This window comes from Pseudomonas sp. BNK-7 (assembly GCF_048072025.1).
GTDB lineage: Bacteria > Pseudomonadota > Gammaproteobacteria > Pseudomonadales > Pseudomonadaceae > Aquipseudomonas > Aquipseudomonas danubii.
Genome location: NZ_CP182252.1, coordinates 3,607,042 through 3,624,296 on the forward strand (window position 1 = coordinate 3,607,042; position 17,255 = coordinate 3,624,296).

At 65.5% G+C, this 17,255-nt stretch carries 13 protein-coding genes and 2 pseudogenes; 13 read left to right on the forward strand and 2 right to left on the reverse strand.

Annotation, left to right across the window (positions count from 1 at the left end):
- The first annotated feature begins 90 nt into the window (after window positions 1-90).
- From ACMGF8_RS16780 to ACMGF8_RS16830, 11 genes and pseudogenes are all read left to right on the forward strand, one after another.
- Complete coding sequence (locus tag ACMGF8_RS16780) at window positions 91-1,641, forward strand: RNA-binding protein (protein WP_416756811.1); 1,551 nt, start codon at window positions 91-93, stop codon at window positions 1,639-1,641.
- Window positions 1,642-2,406: 765 nt separating this feature from the next.
- Window positions 2,407-3,633 carry an RtcB family protein gene (locus tag ACMGF8_RS16785; RefSeq protein WP_235758530.1) on the forward strand — a complete coding sequence of 409 codons (1,227 nt, stop codon included), beginning with the start codon at window positions 2,407-2,409 and terminating at the stop codon, window positions 3,631-3,633.
- Window positions 3,634-3,637: 4 nt separating this feature from the next.
- Window positions 3,638-4,981: a PBS lyase gene (locus ACMGF8_RS16790; protein WP_250330349.1), complete on the forward strand. Its 1,344-nt coding sequence runs from the start codon at window positions 3,638-3,640 to the stop codon at window positions 4,979-4,981.
- A gap of 18 nt (window positions 4,982-4,999) precedes the next feature.
- Window positions 5,000-5,644: a hypothetical protein gene (locus ACMGF8_RS16795; RefSeq protein WP_416756813.1), complete on the forward strand. Its 645-nt coding sequence runs from the start codon at window positions 5,000-5,002 to the stop codon at window positions 5,642-5,644.
- A 16-nt stretch (window positions 5,645-5,660) separates the two neighbouring features.
- The gene (locus tag ACMGF8_RS16800; protein WP_207167435.1) at window positions 5,661-6,449 is read left to right on the forward strand and encodes a nucleotidyltransferase domain-containing protein; all 789 of its coding nucleotides are present in this window, start codon (window positions 5,661-5,663) and stop codon (window positions 6,447-6,449) included.
- Window positions 6,450-6,457: 8 nt separating this feature from the next.
- On the forward strand, window positions 6,458-7,486 hold the full coding sequence (gene rtcA, locus ACMGF8_RS16805) for an RNA 3'-terminal phosphate cyclase (RefSeq protein ID WP_207167436.1): 1,029 nt from the start codon (window positions 6,458-6,460) through the stop codon (window positions 7,484-7,486).
- A gap of 308 nt (window positions 7,487-7,794) precedes the next feature.
- The gene (locus ACMGF8_RS16810) at window positions 7,795-8,913 is read left to right on the forward strand and encodes a site-2 protease family protein (RefSeq protein ID WP_207167437.1); all 1,119 of its coding nucleotides are present in this window, start codon (window positions 7,795-7,797) and stop codon (window positions 8,911-8,913) included.
- Window positions 8,914-9,118: 205 nt separating this feature from the next.
- Entirely contained in the window at window positions 9,119-9,412 is a 294-nt protein-coding gene (locus ACMGF8_RS16815; protein ID WP_102864173.1) for a DUF3144 domain-containing protein, read from the forward strand.
- A gap of 324 nt (window positions 9,413-9,736) precedes the next feature.
- Complete coding sequence (locus ACMGF8_RS16820; RefSeq protein ID WP_047285711.1) at window positions 9,737-10,153, forward strand: fascin domain-containing protein; 417 nt, start codon at window positions 9,737-9,739, stop codon at window positions 10,151-10,153.
- A 533-nt stretch (window positions 10,154-10,686) separates the two neighbouring features.
- A pseudogene (locus ACMGF8_RS16825) lies at window positions 10,687-11,322 on the forward strand (cache domain-containing protein); the annotation flags it as partial.
- A gap of 606 nt (window positions 11,323-11,928) precedes the next feature.
- Window positions 11,929-12,444, forward strand: a pseudogene (locus ACMGF8_RS16830) (methyl-accepting chemotaxis protein); the annotation flags it as partial.
- A gap of 75 nt (window positions 12,445-12,519) precedes the next feature.
- On the opposite strand, the gene ACMGF8_RS16835 reads toward ACMGF8_RS16830, so the two are convergent.
- Window positions 12,520-12,975, reverse strand: a complete 456-nt coding sequence (locus ACMGF8_RS16835; protein WP_416756816.1) for a hypothetical protein — start codon at window positions 12,973-12,975, stop codon at window positions 12,520-12,522.
- A gap of 25 nt (window positions 12,976-13,000) precedes the next feature.
- Window positions 13,001-13,924, reverse strand: coding sequence for a LysR family transcriptional regulator (locus ACMGF8_RS16840; protein WP_115582109.1), 924 nt, complete (start codon window positions 13,922-13,924; stop codon window positions 13,001-13,003).
- Window positions 13,925-14,052: 128 nt separating this feature from the next.
- Here ACMGF8_RS16840 and ACMGF8_RS16845 point away from each other — a divergent pair, with 128 nt between their 5' ends.
- Together ACMGF8_RS16845 and ACMGF8_RS16850 are read left to right on the forward strand one after the other, a co-directional pair.
- A complete protein-coding gene (locus ACMGF8_RS16845) occupies window positions 14,053-15,489 on the forward strand; it encodes an MFS transporter (protein WP_115582110.1) in 1,437 nt (478 codons plus the stop codon).
- A gap of 36 nt (window positions 15,490-15,525) precedes the next feature.
- The gene (locus ACMGF8_RS16850; protein ID WP_102864178.1) at window positions 15,526-17,250 is read left to right on the forward strand and encodes an alkaline phosphatase D family protein; all 1,725 of its coding nucleotides are present in this window, start codon (window positions 15,526-15,528) and stop codon (window positions 17,248-17,250) included.
- Window positions 17,251-17,255 lie beyond the last annotated feature (5 nt).

Genomic DNA, 17,255 nt, shown 5'->3' on the forward strand with positions numbered 1-17,255 from the left:
TTTGAAAAATAATTTTCCGGAAAAGCAAAACCTGGCACAGCGGCTGCAATGTATCTGGCAACGAACGAGACAACAGAGCGAGACGCCAAGATGGCCAACTTCCAGCTGTTCAACACCCGACAGGCAAAAGCGCCAGCGAGCACCACCCTGAACGCTTCCAAGGCACCGGCCTATGCCTACAACGCCAAGCATCGCCTGGCCCAGCTGGCGGTCACCGGTTGCCTGAACTCGACCTTCTACACCTCGCCTGAAGGCCAGCTGGACGCGGTGCTGCAACTGGTGAGCGAGCTGGACAGCCGCTTCGTCGCCCAGGCCGCCCGTTACGCTCGGCAGCAAGGCCATATGAAGGACATGCCGGCGCTGCTGCTGGCGGCGCTGACCGCGCAACGCTCGGCCCTGGTGCCGGAGCTGTTCGCCCAGGTGGTGGACAACGGCAAGATGCTGCGCAACTTCGTACAGATCCTGCGCAGCGGCGTGACCGGGCGCAAATCCCTGGGGTCGCAGCCCAAGCGCCTGGTGCAGAACTGGTTGAACACGGCCAGCGAGCGTCAGCTGTTGCAGGCTTCGATCGGCACCAAGCCGTCCCTGGCGGACGTGCTGAAGATGGTTCACCCCAAGCCAAGCGATGCCTGGCGCGAAGCCTTCTTTGCCTGGGTGATCGGCAAGCCGGTGGATGTGCAGGCGTTGCCTGAGCTGACCCGCGACCTGCTGGCGTTTCGCAGCGGGGCGACACAGGAAGTGCCGCAGGTGCCGTTCCAGCTGCTCGGCAACGAGACCCTGAGCGCCGGACAATGGGCGGCACAGGCCCGCAACATGGGCTGGCAGGGGCTGCGCATGAACCTCAACACCCTGGCCCGCCACGGCGCGTTCCAGGTGCCGGGTTGCAGCGAGTACGTGGCGGCGCGGCTGGCGGATGCGGGGGAGGTGGCCAAGGCCCGGGTCTACCCGTACCAGTTGCTGGCGGCCTACCGCATGGCGGGCGAGGACGTGCCGCAAGCGGTCCGCGAGGCGCTGCAGGATGCCCTGGAGCTGTCCCTGGCTAACGTGCCGGCGCTGGCGGGCCACGTGGTGGTCTGCCCGGATGTCTCGGGCTCGATGCACAGCCCGGTCACCGGCTATCGCCAGGGCGCCACCACGGCGGTGCGTTGCATCGATGTGGCGGCACTGGTGGCGGCGGCGGTGTTGCGCAAGCAGCCGGCGGCGCGGGTCATGCCGTTCGAGCGGGGGGTGGTGAACATCCACCTCAACCCGCGGGACAGCGTGATGAGCAATGCACAGAAGCTGGCCAACATCGGCGGAGGCGGGACCAACTGCTCGGCACCCCTGGCTCAACTGGCCAACGCCAAGAGCCGCGTGGACACCCTGATCCTGGTCTCGGACAACGAGTCGTGGATCGATGCGCGGCGTCATGGCGCCACGGAAACCCTGCGCCAGTGGGAGCGGATCCGGGCCATCAACCCGCAGGCGAAGCTGGTGTGCATCGACATGCAACCCGGCGCCACGACCCAGGCGCCAGACCGCGAGGACATCCTCAACGTCGGCGGCTTCAGTGATGCGGTGTTCGATGTGATCGAGCAGTTCACTGCGGGCAACTACGGTGCGCAGCACTGGGTCAAGGCAATCGAGGCGATGCCGCTCTGATCGCTGGAACATGAGATAAACCGTGCGCCGGCCAGCCGGCGCACACCACAGATTTTTTGATCATTGGCCCTGAATGCCGCTGTGACTACATCCAAAGGCGTCTCAGCAACTTTTGTCAGGGCCGGTGACGGCACGAATGCCAGTGGCTGTACATCCTGGTTAAGCCGGTTCGAATCCGGCCATCAGTCACTACTTTTGTCGTGCCACCTTTTTTGCAGTTTTTGCGACGAATGCGGATGGAACTACATCCCCGGTTCGAGATGCGGGTTCGATTCCCGCCGGTGCTGGAAAACGGCGCCGTGGTTCAATGGTCAGAACACGAACGCATTGTTCCATCGACTCTTGTCGTCGCATCTTTTTTCCCGCCTCGGCGGGATGGCAGCGAATGCCACGGGTACTACATTTTGTCGCGGGTTCGAGCCCCGCCAGCCGCAAGGCTGTAGCTCAGTCGGTAGAGCAAATGTGCCTGTTCCCTTGTCGCTGCCCGCAGGCCCGGCCTGCACCGATTGACCCGGCGAATGCCGGTGGAACTACAGGACAGCGAGGTCGCGGGTTCGAGTCCCGTTCACCGCAAGGTGCTAGCTCAGAGGCAGAGCGCGCTGCATGTTCCACCTTCACTTGTCGCCGTCTGTACCAAACACCGCAATTCCGTAGGAGCTGGCTTGCCAGCGAAGAGACCCTTGAGATCGTCTTCTGCGCCCCCGGCTCCTGCACACCCTAATGAACAAGGCCGGATCAGCGGCCACAGGAAAAAGAGTCAACGACATGGAACAAAAAACCTACCAACTGCTGGAAGTGGCCAACGGCAAGCCGATCAAGATGTGGACCCAGGGCGTGCCGGTGGAAAACGAAGCGCGCCAGCAATTGATGAACACCGCGAAGATGCCGTTCATCTTCAAGCACCTGGCGGTGATGCCCGACGTGCACCTGGGTAAGGGGTCGACCATCGGTAGCGTGATCCCCACCGTAGGCGCGATCATTCCGGCGGCGGTCGGGGTGGATATCGGTTGCGGAATGATCGCTGCCCGTACTTCGCTGACCGCCTCGGACCTGCCGGATAACCTGGCCGGATTGCGTAGCGCCATCGAGGCCGCGGTGCCTCACGGTCGTACCTCGCCCCGTAGCGGTCGCGATAAGGGCGCCTGGGGTGATGTGCCGCAGCAGACCGATCAGGCCTGGGCTGCGCTGCACCCGCGCTTCAAGGCGATCACCGATAAGTACCCGGCCCTGGCCAACAGCAACAACCGCCAGCACCTGGGAACCCTCGGCGGCGGTAACCACTTCATCGAGGTTTGCCTGGATGAGGCCAACCGGGTCTGGTTCATGCTGCACAGCGGTTCCCGTGGCGTAGGTAACGCCATCGGCAACCTGTTCATTCATCTGGCACAGGCCGATATGCGTCAACATATCGCCAACCTGCCGGACCGTGACCTGGCCTACTTCGAGGAAGGCAGCCAACACTTCGACGATTACGTGGAAGCCGTGGCCTGGGCCCAGGATTTCGCCCGGCAGAACCGTGAGCTGATGATGCAACTGGTGATCCAGGCCACCCGCAAGGTGATCAGCAAGCCCTTCGAAGTGGCGCTGGAGGCGGTCAACTGTCACCACAACTACGTGCAGAAGGAGCGCCACTTCGGTGAGGAGGTGCTGGTGACCCGCAAGGGCGCGGTGTCGGCGAAGAAGGGCGAGCTGGGGATCATTCCGGGGTCGATGGGGGCCAAGAGCTTCATCGTTCGCGGGCTGGGTAACGAGGAGGCGTTCTGCTCCTGCAGCCACGGTGCGGGGCGTACCATGAGCCGCACCAAGGCCAAGAACACCTTCACCCTGGCCGACCAGATCCGCGCGACCGCTCATGTGGAGTGCCGTAAGGACGAAGCGGTGATCGACGAAATCCCGATGGCCTACAAGGACATCGACCAAGTGATGCACGCCCAGCGCGAGCTGGTGGAAGTGCTACACACCCTGCGTCAGGTGGTGTGCGTTAAGGGGTAGAACAATGGACGACATGGACGCCTTGATAGCGGCGCCGCCCGGCTGGCATTACCAGCTGAGCGACTACGAAGCCCGCCGCGTGCGGGAGGTGATGGACGAATTGGATCGGCACAGCGCCTGGCTGGAACTGAGCCGCTTCGGCAACGGTTTCGTGCGTCAGGCCGCCGTGCGCGGCCTGGCCGCACAGCCTTCGGCCGAGGCCCTGGCGGCCTTGCTGGAGCGCCTCAACGATTGGGTGCCCCAGGTACGCCAGGAGGCCGCCGCGGCGGTCGAGGGGTATCTGGCGCCAGAGCGCGCCGAGCTGCTGTTGCAGAGCCTGAAGCCGCTGCTGGCCCTGGCCGGCAAACAGCGCGCCGACCACGGTGCGACCCTGGAACGGGCGCGTTCGGTGTTGCAGTTGGCCCAGGTACGCGAAGAAGTTGAAGGCGCCTTTGGTGATTGCCGGGGCAAGGCCGCGCGCTTTGTCTTCGAACTGTTGCTCGAAGGGGCGCAGGATCGGGCAGCGCTGCTGGCCCGGGCTTTGCGCCACAGCGAAGTCAGCGTGCGGCAGATGGCCGTGGATGCCTGCGCCGAGCTGCCCGCCGGGCAGGCCGTGCCCCTGCTGGAAGAGGTGATGCACAGCTGCGGGGCCAGTGTGCGGGTCAAGGCGCTGCGCTTGCTGCTGCCGTTACTGGCCGATCCTCGTGAGTATCTGAGTCAGGCCCTGCTGGACCCTTCGGGGGCCTTGCGTTGCCTGGCCCATTGGGCCGCGCCCCGTCACGGGCTGGACCCGCGCGAGGTGTTGCTGCAACGGCTGCAACAGCCGGCACCACGGAACAAGCGCGCTTGGCTGGGGCTGTTGGGGCTGGTCAAGGAACTGCAGGAGCCCATGGCCGATGCCATGGTGCGCCAGGCCCTGGCGTCGCCGGCGCCGAGTGTGCGCCTGCTGGCCCTGCAGACCCTGGGCGAGCGTGGCATGGCCGAGCAACTGGCGGCCCTGGACGACGCCTCGGACAAGGTCTTCAACTGCGCCCTGGGCCTGTTGCACGAGCAACCCTGGGCGGTGTTCGACGAAGCCCTGGAACAGCGTCTGGACCAGCACTGGCACGACCTGCCGAAGGCGCGGCGCTGGGCCCTGCTGGCCCTCAAGCCAGGCTGGCGCCAGTTGGAATACCTGCTGTGGCGTCTGGGGCAGGGCGGCAGCGATGCCGCCTATTGGCGCCAGACTCTGGCGCACTGGTGCGATAGCCGCTACGGGATGTTCGACCCGGTCACCCCCAAGCCGCTGCGCGAAGCCATGCTGCAGCGCTTGCAGGCCATGGAGGCAGCCGGTGAATTGCCCGCAGGTACAGCCCAGCGCCTGCTTTGAAGAATGGAGAGCGCCTTTATGCAGCCGCGGCCACTGTTGACCCGAATAGAAGATGAACACTGCCGCGCGCTACGCCAGCAACTGAAGGAGGTGTATTGCGTCTTCGATTTTGTGCTGCTGGCGGTCGAACCCGAGGCGGTGGTGGATCAAGCCCTGCATCGCCAGGGCTTGCAGCACCTGTACCTGCAGCTGATGGCCGAGCGCCGCGAGCGCTGGGAAACACTGCGCCAGGACCCGCGCTATGCCGACGTCGGCCTGACGTCGATGCGCTGGGAGCAGGAGCGGGCGGTGCCTGAGGCGCTCAGCCAGGAACAGGTCCGGCAGCTGGTCTGCGAAAACCTGGAGCAGCAGGAACTGGCCTTGTACCGGGCGTTTCGCCAGCCGCCATACGGGCTGCATTTCCCCGGCGGCGCCGAGCAGGCGCGGCAGGTGTACGGCCAATGGCTGGATGTGCTGGGGCTGGCCCCCGAACAGCAGCCCCAGGTGATCAACTGGGTAGGCAACCTGGAACTGGACTGTCAGGCGCCGGACATGGGCCCGCACCTGCAGCCCTGGAGTGACTATTTCGACGAAGGCCTGGAGTGGTGGGGCGTCTGGTGCCTGACGGTGTGGAACCCCGTGCGCCGGACCCTGAGTGTGCTGGCTGCCAGCGCCACCGATTGAACAAGGAAAAAGGATCATGGAACACCTGGAGCGCCATCCCCTGAGCAGCGCCATGCGCGAACGGGTATTGGCCGAGCTGGCGCGGATCGAGCGCGAGCGCAATGTGCAGGTGCTGTATGCCTGCGAATCCGGCAGTCGGGCCTGGGGTTTTGCCTCCACCGACAGTGATTACGACGTGCGTTTCGTCTACGTGGAAAAGCCCGAATGGTTCATCCAGGTAGATGCCGGGCGCGATGTGATCGAGCGGCCCCTGGACGACGAGCTGGACATCAGCGGCTGGGAACTGCGCAAGACCCTGGGGCTGTTGCGCAAGTCCAACCCGACCCTGCTGGAATGGCTGGATTCGCCCCTGGTGTATCGCAGCGAAGCGGCCGCCGCCGCGCGCCTGCGGGAGCTGGCGGAGGCGTTCTACAGCCCGCCGGCAGCGCGCAATCATTATCTGTCGATGGCCAAGAAGAACTTTCGCGGTTACCTGCAAGGCGACAGCGTGCGTTTCAAGAAGTACTTCTACGTACTGCGGCCCTTGCTCGCGGTGCGCTGGATCGATCAAGGCCGCGGCCGACCGCCGATGACCTTCGCCGACCTGCTGACCACGGTCGACCACCCACCGCTGCTGGACGAAGTGGCCGAGCTGCTGGCCTTGAAACGCAGCGCCGAGGAGTCCGCCTACGGGCCGCGACGCCCGGCACTGCACGCCTTTATCGCCGCCGAGCTGGAACGCCCGGTGCCGAAACTGGCGCGCACCCATGAAGACAATGCGTTGCTGGACGCCTACCTGCGGGAAACCGTCCGGCACTACGCCTGAGGAATGAGATGAAACAGGATGTAATCGAACTGGACGGCGCCATCGGCGGCGGCCAGGTACTGCGCAGCGCCTTGAGCCTGTCGATGCTCAGCGGCAAGACCCTGCGCATTCATAATATTCGTGCCCGGCGCAGCCGCCCGGGGCTGCTGCGTCAGCATTTGACGGCGGTGCAGGCCGCGGCCCAGGTCTGTGGCGCCAAGACCTCGGGGGTCGAACTCGGCTCCCAGGCCCTGACCTTCGAACCGGGGCCGATCCGTGGCGGCGACTACCGCTTCGCCATCGGCACGGCGGGCAGTTGCACCCTGGTGCTGCAGACCCTGCTGCCCGCCTTGTTGCATGCACCGCAACCCAGCCGCGTGAGCATCAGCGGCGGCACCCATAACCCCCTGGCGCCACCGGTGGATTTCCTCCAGCAGGCTTGGTTGCCGTTACTGCGGCGCATGGGCGGGCGGGTCGAGCTGCAACTGCTGCGCCACGGTTTTGTCCCGGCCGGCGGTGGTGAGCTGGAGGCCTTTGTCCAGCCTTCGGTGTTGCAGCCCCTGCACCTGGAGGCGCGTGGCGCACTGCTGGTGAGTCGGGCCTGGGCGCTGAGCGCGGGCCTGCCCGAGCATGTGGCGGAGCGCGAGTTGCGTCGGGTGCACAATCGCCTGGAACTGCCGCGGGAGCACCTCACCCCGGTGCAGCTGGATGAACAATACGGCCCGGGCAATGTGTTGTTGCTGGAGTTCGCCTTCGAGCACCTGACCGAGCTGTTTTGCGGCTTCGCTCAGAACAGCCTGCGGGCGGAGAAGGTCGCTGACCTTGCCATCGATCAGGCTCGGGACTGGTTGGATTCCGGCGCCGCGGTGGCCGAGCACCTGGCCGATCAACTGTTGCTGCCCGTGGCCCTGGCCGGTGGCGGCAGTTTCACCACGCCGCGCATGACCGAGCACCTGGAAAGCAATATCCGGGTGATCGAAGCGTTCCTGCCGGTGCGCATCGAGGCGCGTTCGCTGGGCGCGCACCTGTTGCGGATGGAGTGCCACGGCCTGGGATGACAGCTCGGGGCGCGAGGCCCTGGCGCGGCCCAACCCGCTGTTTGCAGATGGCCACCCTGACGGCCGTAACCTCAGCGACAGCGCGGCGATCCTGATCCGCCTCGGCCTGGAGTGTCGCGACTCCGGGCTGCTGTCGGCCTGCGCATCTGCACAGGCACTGGCTTGCTGGCGGCCCCCTCGGCGGCCCCCCGCTTCTGCAGTAGGCGGGGTGAGGGCGACAGATTGCAGCGGCAGTTGAGTTTGTACCGGCGAAACTGGCAGTCTGCGCGCCCGCGCTGGTGTCGGTTTTTCTCACAAGGATGTACCCAATGGATGGCAATACCTGGCTCAAGGCCTTGAACGCACTGCTGACGTTTCTGCAACGCGTGGTGTTGCTCAGTGGCTGGTTTATCGCCGCGCTGATACTGGGGTTCACCATCAAGTCCGGGTTGCAGCCCTTTCTGGCGATGTTCCTGGCGTCGCTGCTGGGGGTGGTCGCGCTGGTGGTGCATGAGGGCGGGCATTACCTGGGGGCACGCGGGTGCGCAATGCCGGTGTTGCAGGTGCGGGTGGCCGCGGTGGAAATCCAGGTGCAACGACGCGGCTGGCGGTTGCGCTGGGCGCCGCAGCTCAAGCGCAATCGCCTGGGCGGTTATGTGATTGCCGTGAGCAATCTGCAACGCCCGCTGCGGCGGCAGTGGATGGTGGTGGTCCTCTGCGGGCCGCTGCTGAACCTGCTGCTGGGCGCCGCTGCCCTGGGGCTCGGGCTGTCCTGGTCCGGGGTGCCCGGGGCCATGGCCCTGGCGTTCGCCGCGATCAATCTGGCCATGGGCCTGGGGAACCTGATGCCGGCCTGGCGGGTGTCGCCCAGCGACGGCATGCTCCTGCTGGGCTGGTTTATGCATCGCGACGATCAACGCCCGGAACTGGCCCAGGCGCGCCTGCTGGCCCAGACCGTGGCCGGGGTGCCCAGCGCGGAGTTGCCGGAGGAAGATCTGCAGCGTTTGGCCGAAGGCGCCATGCCCGGGCCGCTGCTCGCTTTCGGCTGTCGCCTCAATGCCCTGCAGGATCAGGGTGACTGGCCGGCCGCGGTGCAGATGGAACAGGCGCTGGAACAGCTGCTGGTGGCCCGGGCGACGGAGCTGAACGGCATGAGTGGCCTGATCGAATTGTTGCGTAGCGAATTGGCCTTCTGCCGCGCTTTTGTGCAGCGTGACGTCGCCCCCTTGAACAACCTCCCGATGAGCGCCGAAGTGGATTGGAATGCACCCTGGCTGCGACCGCGCTGCCTGGCCTTGCAAGCCCTCCTGGAGGGCGACCGGCAGCAGGGCGAGCATCATCTGCAGCAGGCGCTGCAAGCGGCCAATAACAGCGTGGTGCTGGCCCAGGGCAAGAGCGAAGCGTTGCTGGCCGAATACCTGCGGGCGATGCCGGCACCAGGCCGCTAAGGCCCCGGCCCACGGCATCGAACAGGCCGTTGTGCCGGCGCGGGCTTGCCTGCGAAGGTTTGCCGCAGGGGGACCAAGGTCTGTGCAGCGCCCAGCCGGTTTCCGGTGTGATGGGGGAGTGGGCGGGGTGAAAATAATCGGTTCGCGGCGGCAAACCTCTTATACTCCGGCGCCTTATTTTCCCTACCAGCCAGAGGAACGCCCCGTGGCCAACGAACCGGATCAGGATTTCTACAACCGTGCCGATGCCATCATCGAGTTGACCAACTCCCACATCGCCGACAGCAGCCGGGGCAAGGCCAGCGCTTCGCTGATGTACGCCAATGCGCGCTTCAGCGCCTGGGTCAGCGCCTGTGGCTGCCGTAATGCCGAGGAGCTGGCGGCGTCCAAGCAGCAGGCGGTGGACTATTTCCTTGAGGAGTTCCGCCTGATGCTGGAGGAGAACCTCACCGACTACGTCGAGAACTACTCGCGCTACATGAACGCCAATCCGGATTGAAAACAGTCGACGCGGTCTTGCCTGGGCCGCTTTCGTGAGACTGTCGGGCAGTCGCTTGCTGCCCCGCTGCAACCCGGGCACTTATCGCCTCGGGTTGTCTGCCGCCCACCTTGCATAACCCTTTGATCTGAGTGTTCCAGGACTACGGCAACCGTTGGTCCTGTTGTCTTGCGGCCATCCCGAGCGCCGCCAGGGGCTCAACTACACTGCGCCTGCGGCAAGTCTTGCCGGGCGTCGTACCTCCTCCTCAGGGAGGCCGATGGCACGGTGGCTTCAGGCCCCGCGACAGACAGGAACACATCCAATCAGCAAGGAGTGCCAACCATGATCGTCATTCCACAACGTGTCATTGAAAACGGTAGTGTCATCTCGCTGCGCGGCGACTCGGGCAACTATATGTCGCGGATGGGCGCGACCGGGCTTGAGCTTTCCAAGGGCTCCATCGACCAATACTGCAAGTTCCGGGTGGTGCTGGTGCAAATCGGCACCGACAAGAAACTCGCGCTGCAGGGCGACACAGGCAAGTTCATGTCGCGCATGGGGGCGACGGGGCTGGAGTTGTCCAAGGACAGCATCGATCAGTATTGCCAATTCGCCTATGCCATCGATACCGCCAGCGGGCAGGTTTCCCTGCGCGGCGACAACGGCAAGTGGATGTCGCGGATGGGCGAGACCGGGCTCCAGTTGTCCAAGGACGGGATCGACCGGTTCAGCCAGTTCATGCTGGTTCTGGAAGGTTGATGCCCGGGTGATTGGGTAGCTCCCTGGCGCTGGCCGGGGCAAGACGGTGACGGTCATTCGCAGCTGCGAGCATTCGTCCACCGATTGAGCCCGTGGTGCAGGGCCGGACACACTCTGTCGAACGCGAGTGCTGTCATCAGCGCCGGTGCCGAGTCGCTCGCGGGTATTCACACACACATTCTGGTCACACAAAACGTGATCGGCGTCACTCTTTTCTCAAGTGATCCATGACCTTGGTCGATAAGCTCTGCATGCCTATTGATACGGAGTTCGTCATGGCCTTGCTACCGGTTCGTCTGTCTCATCGTTTGACCCTCGGCAGTGTGCTGCTGTTGCTGTTCACGGCGTTGGCGGTGTTCGCCGTGATGACCTTGCGGGGGCAGCCCAGAGTGGTGGCGGCGAGCTCGGCCCTGATTGAACAGACCGGCAGCGCCATTGTCCGGCAACTGGCCTTGCAGTTGGCCGGGATCGAAGGGGTGACGGCCAGCATGGCCCATCTGGTGGAAGGGCTGCCCAAGGAGCAGGCGCTGGTGATGGCCACCTTGCCCAAGCTGATCGATCACGAAGGCGACAAGGCGATCGCCGGGGGCGGCATCTGGCCGCAACCCAATGCCTTCTCTGCCGGGGTCGAGCGCCGCAGCTTCTTCTGGGCGCGCAGCGATGCCGGGTCCCTGACGTTCTCCGATGACTACAACGCTGCCGGCAGCGCCGGCTATCACCATGAAGCCTGGTACACCGGCGCGCGCAATAGTGCGCCGGGGCGTTGCCTGTGGTCCGAGGCCTACCAGGACCCGGTGACCCAGGTGCCGATGACCACGTGCAGCGTGCCCTATCGTCAGGACGGCGCCTTCGCCGGGGTCGCCACCATCGACCTGCGCCTGGATGACTTGGCGCGTTTCCTCAAGGAACAGGGCGCGGTCACCGGCGGTTATGCCTTTGCCCTGGATCAGGCCGGCAATGTCTTGTATTTCCCCGATGCCCAGGCCAGTGCCGGTGGGCAGATGCTCAGCTTCGACGCCTTGAGCAAGCAGCAGCCCTGGCTGCATCCGGTGGCCGAGGCCCTGGCCAAGGCGGCGCCTGCCGGGCAGGTGCGCAGCCTGGATCTGGCAGAGGATGGCCGGCTGATGGAAGCGGCGCGGGTCAGCCTGTTCAGCATGCCCGGCAGCGGCTGGACCATCGGCCTGGTGACCCCCGAGCAGAAGGTCACCGGCCTGGCTCGGGCCATGACCACCGAGATCCTGCTGTTCCTGCTGCCGTTGCTGGCGCTGTTGTTGTTCTTCGCCTGGCTGGCCGGGCACAAGCTGATTGCCCAACTGGAGGAAACCACCCAGCAGATCGATGCCCTGGGCCGTGGTCAGGCCACGGACAACGCCGAGCTGCATGTGGCCCGGGCCGATGAGATCGGCGCCTTGCGCGGTGCGGTGAACCGCTATGCCGGGCAACTGCGGCAGATGTTGCAGAAGATCGCCAGCGAAGCCCAGCAGTTGCAGAACGAAGCCGCGCGCCTGGGTGAACTCAGCAGCACCCTGGCCCATCGCGCCGAGCAGCAACGTCAGGAAAACACCCAGTTGGCCACGGCCATTACCCAGATGTCTTCCAGTGCTCTTGAAGTGGCGCAGAACACCAACAACTGCGCCGACACTGCCCGCCAATCCCTGGTGGTGGTGCAGGACGGCCAGCAGCGGGTCGCGGCCAACAGTCAGTCGATCCAGCTGCTGTCCACGGAAATGGCCGAGGCCACTGCGGTGATCCAGCGTCTGGAACAGGACAGCCAGCAGGTCGGCGCGGTGTTGGATGTGATCAAGGCCATCTCCGAGCAGACCAACCTGCTGGCGCTCAACGCCGCCATCGAGGCCGCTCGGGCCGGGGAGCAAGGCCGCGGCTTTGCCGTGGTGGCGGATGAAGTACGGACCCTGGCCGGCCGGACCCAGACCTCGGCCAACGAGATCAGCGGCATGATCAGCGATTTGCAGCAGGCGTCACGTCAGGCGGTCCAGGCGATTCAGGCCGGTGAGGCGCGGACCCGTGAAGCCGTGGGCGAGGCCTCTGGCGCGTCGCAGGCGCTGTCGAGCACCGTCACCAGCTTCGACGATATTTCCCAGCGCGCGCAGCAGATTGCCGTGGCGGCGCAGCAGCAGAGCCATGTGACCCAGGAGATCAACGAACTGGCGGTGCGCATCCACGGCATCAGCGAGGACAACGCTCGGGACGCCCAGGCACTGGACAAGGTCAGTGAGGCCATGCAGGCCCTGTCCGGGCGCTTGTCGCACCTGAGCCAGGGCCACAGCTGAAGACTCACTCACCCGGGCCGCCGGCGGCCCGGGTGAGTCTCAACTCCCTCTGCGGGGCGCTGTCGTCGCCCCGATTCAGTGTTGGCTGAACAGCACCAGCTGAAAGTTCAGCAACAGCCCCAAGGCCACCCCACCAAAACCCAGCAGCCCGCTCGCCAGCGGTTTGCCCGCGGCCCTGTGCGTGGCCAGGAGGCGGGCAATGGCGGCACCGACCAGCGCGCCCGGAAAATCGAACAGGTAGAACAGCCAGCCCATGCTGTCGATCGGGGAGGTGATCCACAGGCAGAACAGCTGCAGGTGCGCCGCCAGGGCCAGGGCCACTCCGGTGAACAGCGCCGGCGTGGGCCGGGTGCACAGCAGCAGGCCGAGGATCAGCCCCTGGGGCAGCCAGTAGGCGGCGAAGTTTTCCCAGAAATAATCCATCGGCTGCCAGGCCCGAACGATTGCCAGGGACAGCCCCCAGAGCAGCGCGACGATGGCGGGCAGGTACCTGAGGGGGGCAACGGGTACGGCTAGTGAGGGTGAGGGCATTGCAGAGTCTCGACGATCAGGGGCATCAGCGGTGGTGGCCGCCGGCTAGGGTATCTGTGGTGTCGCTGCAGAGTTCGTGGACGCATTGGCGCAACCAGCGATGGGCCGGGTCGGCCTCCATGCGCGGGTGCCAGAGCAGGGAAATGGTCAGCTCCGGTAGCGGTACCGGCAGGCGGAAACTGTGCAGGCCTTCTCGCAGGTTGCTGGTGTGGCGCTCGGGCACCAAGGCGATCAGGTCCGAACCCCGGGCCAGGGCCAGGGCCGCGGAAAAACCGCTGACCAGGGTGACGATCTGCCGCTGCCGGCCCAGGGCCTGCAGAGCATCGTCCATGCGGCTATGGTCGTGCCCCTGGTGGGACACCAGGATGTGCTGGCCGGCCAGGTAATGGTCGAGACTCACCGGGCCGCGGCTCAAGGGGTGGTCGCTGCGCACCACGCCGATAAAGCGATCGCGAAACAGCGCCCGGGTGCGCAACTCGGGGCTGGTGTCGGCATCGATCACTGCGGTTTCCAGATCGACGCTGGCCTCGCGCAGGGGCTTGCTGTCGCGGTCCAGCTTGGGCACGAAATGCACCCGTACCCCGGGCGCTTCGGCCCGCAGGCGGTTGACCAGGGCCGGGCCGAAGTTCTCGACGAAACCGTCACGGCTGCGCAGGGTGAAGGTGCGCACCAGTTGCCTGAGGTCGATCTGCTCGGCCGGGCGCAGGGCGGCCTGAGCTTGCTCCACCAGCGGTCCGACTTGCTGGCGCAGCTCCAGTGCCCGGGGCGTGGGCACCAGGCCGCGTCCGGCGCGGACCAGCAGCGGGTCACCGGTGGCCTGGCGCAGGCGGGACAGGGCCCGGCTCATGGCCGACGGGCTCAGGTTCAGGCGCAGGGCGGCCCGGGCCACACTGCCTTCGCTCAGCAGTACGTCCAGGGTCAGCAGCAGATTCAGATCGGGAGTCGACATGGGCGGAATCTAGCACGCCCAGGGCTGACATGGCGTTGCATGCATCAATTAACTGCAAAGGCTGCGTCTTCCGCCAGGTCTGGCGCGGACATAGGCTGGCGGGCAAATGCCTTGATGGAGTCTGCGCAATGCCCACCCTTGAGTCGAACCGTCCCGCGCTTCGATCCCGTGCACGCTGGGCCCTGGCCAGCCTGTCGCTGGCGACGCTGATGCCGTCCCTGGACACCAGCATTGCCAACGCCGCGCTGCCGAGCCTGGCCCGGAGCCTGGAGGCATCCTTTCAGCAGGTGCAGTGGATTGTCCTGGCCTACCTGCTGGTGATCACCACCTTGATTGCCAGCGCCGGGCGCCTGGGAGATCTGCTGGGCCGGCGCCGGGTGCTGCTGGGCGGGATCGCCCTGTTCACCCTGGCTTCGCTGCTCTGTGGTCTGGCGCCAAGCCTCGGTTGGCTGCTGGCGGCCCGGGCCCTGCAAGGCCTGGGGGCGGCCCTGATGCTGGCCCTGAGCATGGCCCTGGTGGGCGACGCGTTACCCAAGGCTCACATGGGAACGGCCATGGGCGTGCTGGGCAGCCTGTCGGCCCTGGGCACCACTGTCGGTCCGTCCCTGGGCAGCCTGTTGCTGGCCGGCGTCGGCTGGCGCTGGATTTTCCTGGTCAATGTGCCGTTGGGACTACTGGCGTGGCTGCTGGCCTGGCGTTGCCTGCCACAGGACCCCAAAGCCACCTCAGCCAGCGCTTTCGATCTGCCCGGGACGCTGCTCCTGGCCCTGAGCCTGGGGGCCTATGCCCTGGCCCTGACCCTGGGTGAGAACCCGCTGGCGCTGTTGAACCTGGGACTGTTGTCGGTAGCGGTGGGTGGGGGCGTGCTGTTGGTGTGGGTCGAGCGACGGGTCGCCGCGCCGCTGTTTCAGCCCGCCTTGCTGCGCCGGCCGCAACTGCGCCGCAGCCTGCTACTGAGCCTGCTGGTGTCCACGGTGATCATGACCACTCTGGTGATCGGGCCTTTCTATCTGTCCCAGGGGCTGGGGCTGGCGACTGTCTGGGTGGGCCTGTGCCTGTCCCTGGGGCCGCTGGTGGCGACCCTGAGCGGGGTACCCGCCGGACGCCTGGTGGATAGGCTCGGCGCCCGGCGCTTGTGCCGGCTCGGGCTGCTGGGCATGTTCTTCGGTCTGTGCCTGCTGGCGCTGTTGCCCGTGAGCCTGGGGCTGGCGGGGTACCTGCTGCCCATTGCCCTGGTGACCGCCAGCTATGCGCTGTTCCAGGCGGCCAACAACAGCCTGGTGATGCTCGACGTGGCAGCGCAGCAACGGGGGCTGACGGCGGGCCTGTTGAGCTTGTCACGCAACCTTGGCCTGATCAGCGGCGCGGCCGCCATGGGGGCGTTGTTTGCCGTGATGTCGCGGCCGGGCGAGGGCGGTCCTGCCGATGTCGCGGCGGTGGCCCGTGGCATGCACTGGACCTTTGCGGTCGCTGCCGTCCTGATGCTGCTGGCGCTGATTGTCGCCTGTTTCGACCGGTTGTCCGAGGCGCCTGATCCGGCTTGTCGGTTGCCGCGCCCGAACTAAGCTTGGCCTGCACACCCCACCAAGGAGCAGGTCACCGTGAGTACACTTCGCACCCCTTCTTTAGGCCCGATTGTCGGGCACACCACCGATACGTCCTGCCGTTTATGGATCGCTGCCTCCGATGCCCTGGACGAGAAGGGCGTGGCGGAGGATATCCGCACCATCGGCGTGATTGGTGTGGTGGGTAGCAATGGTCGGGTCGCGGCGGACAACATCTTCTATTTTCGCTTGCGACGCGAGTACCACCGTACCGGCACTTTCAATCTCGGTGTCGACACCAGCCTGTGGAGCAACCAGGCCGCGCGCAAGCAGCTCAAGCCCTTTGTGCTGACGCCTGACACCCGGTATCGGGTGCGCATGGCGTCGCTCAACGTCGATGACGCGGGCAGCAACGATGATGATGTGTCCAGCGAGTCGGTGGTGCAGCGTCTGCCCGAGCCTGGCGCCTGGGCCAATGATCTGAACCGCACCGGGGCCGACAAGATGTACGTCGAAGCCGAGTTCACAACCCACCCCAGTGCCGGCGCCAAACCAGCGCCCCTGAGCTTTCTGCTGGGGTCTTGCCGCTACCCGGGGCTGCTGTGGAAACGCAAGAATTCCGACACCATCTTCGGGCCGATGCTGGCCGACCATGGGGATGCGCAACTGGTGCTGATGGTGGGCGACCAGATTTATGCCGACCTGTTCAACCGCCTGGTGCCGGTGGGGCTGGCGGATACGTTCGAGGAATTCGAGGAGCGCTACCACAGCGCCTTCGGCTCGCCGAACATCCGCCAATTGCTGGCCCACCTGCCCACCTACATGATCCTCGACGACCACGAGATCGAGGACAACTGGACCCAGGACCGGATTCGCAAGGACCGTGACAAGCGCCTGCTGTTCAACCTCGCCATGGGCGCCTACATGAGCTACCAGTGGAGCCATGGACCCCGCTTTGCCGACAGCTATGTCCATGGCCGGGCCATGACCGGTGACGACAAGTACCTGCAGCACTTGCAGACCAACCAGCTGTTCTACGACTTCTCCTGTGGCGACTACCCGTTCTTCGTGCTCGACACCCGTACCCAGCGCTTTCTCGATGATGTGCCGGACGCCCTGGAGGACAACCATCTGCTGGGTCGTCCTTCACTGCACCCCAGCGAACCGGGTCAGCTCGACCGGCTGTGTGCCTGGTTGCGCCACATGCAGGAGGATCGGGGCAACATCCCCAAGTTCGTGGTCACTTCCAGCGTCTTTGTGCCCAACGGTGTGGATACCGTGGGCACAGACTCTGATGCCGTGCGCCACAAGAACGACAGCGACTCCTGGTCGGCTTTCCCCTCCACGCGGCGCGCCGTGCTGGAAACCATGATCGAGCACCAGGTGCAGAACGTGGTGTTCCTGTCCGGAGACATTCACTGCTCGAACATTTCCCGGTTGACGTTCAGTGCCGCGGGTCAGGCCCTGAAGTCCTATGCCGTCACCTCGTCGGCCTTCTACTGGCCTTTTCCCTTTGCCGACGGTGACCCGGCCGGTTACGTGCACGACTCAACGGCGCCGCAGACGCCCGATAGCTTTGCGCTTCTCGACGGTACCCACACCATGGATTACCACACCTGGGCCTTTACCCAGGCCGATAACTTCGCCCGTCTCGACTTGCATCCCGACAGCGCCGAGTTGGTGGTGCAGTTCTACGGCGCCGACGGTGCGCCGCTGTTGACCCGCAAGCAGGACGACAGCGTGAACAACCAGGAGGAACGGCTCCGGCTGGAGCCCTGGTAACGGCG

Coding starts and splice junctions, on each gene's coding strand:
- ACMGF8_RS16800 (WP_207167435.1), top strand. CDS start 5,661: ATGGAACACCTGGAGCGCCATCCCCTGAGCAGCGCCATGCGCGAACGG.
- ACMGF8_RS16790 (WP_250330349.1), top strand. CDS start 3,638: ATGGACGACATGGACGCCTTGATAGCGGCGCCGCCCGGCTGGCATTAC.
- ACMGF8_RS16820 (WP_047285711.1), top strand. CDS start 9,737: ATGATCGTCATTCCACAACGTGTCATTGAAAACGGTAGTGTCATCTCG.
- ACMGF8_RS16780 (WP_416756811.1), top strand. CDS start 91: ATGGCCAACTTCCAGCTGTTCAACACCCGACAGGCAAAAGCGCCAGCG.
- ACMGF8_RS16835 (WP_416756816.1), bottom strand. CDS start 12,975: ATGCCCTCACCCTCACTAGCCGTACCCGTTGCCCCCCTCAGGTACCTG.
- ACMGF8_RS16845 (WP_115582110.1), top strand. CDS start 14,053: ATGCCCACCCTTGAGTCGAACCGTCCCGCGCTTCGATCCCGTGCACGC.
- ACMGF8_RS16795 (WP_416756813.1), top strand. CDS start 5,000: ATGCAGCCGCGGCCACTGTTGACCCGAATAGAAGATGAACACTGCCGC.
- ACMGF8_RS16785 (WP_235758530.1), top strand. CDS start 2,407: ATGGAACAAAAAACCTACCAACTGCTGGAAGTGGCCAACGGCAAGCCG.
- rtcA (WP_207167436.1), top strand. CDS start 6,458: ATGAAACAGGATGTAATCGAACTGGACGGCGCCATCGGCGGCGGCCAG.
- ACMGF8_RS16840 (WP_115582109.1), bottom strand. CDS start 13,924: ATGTCGACTCCCGATCTGAATCTGCTGCTGACCCTGGACGTACTGCTG.
- ACMGF8_RS16810 (WP_207167437.1), top strand. CDS start 7,795: ATGGATGGCAATACCTGGCTCAAGGCCTTGAACGCACTGCTGACGTTT.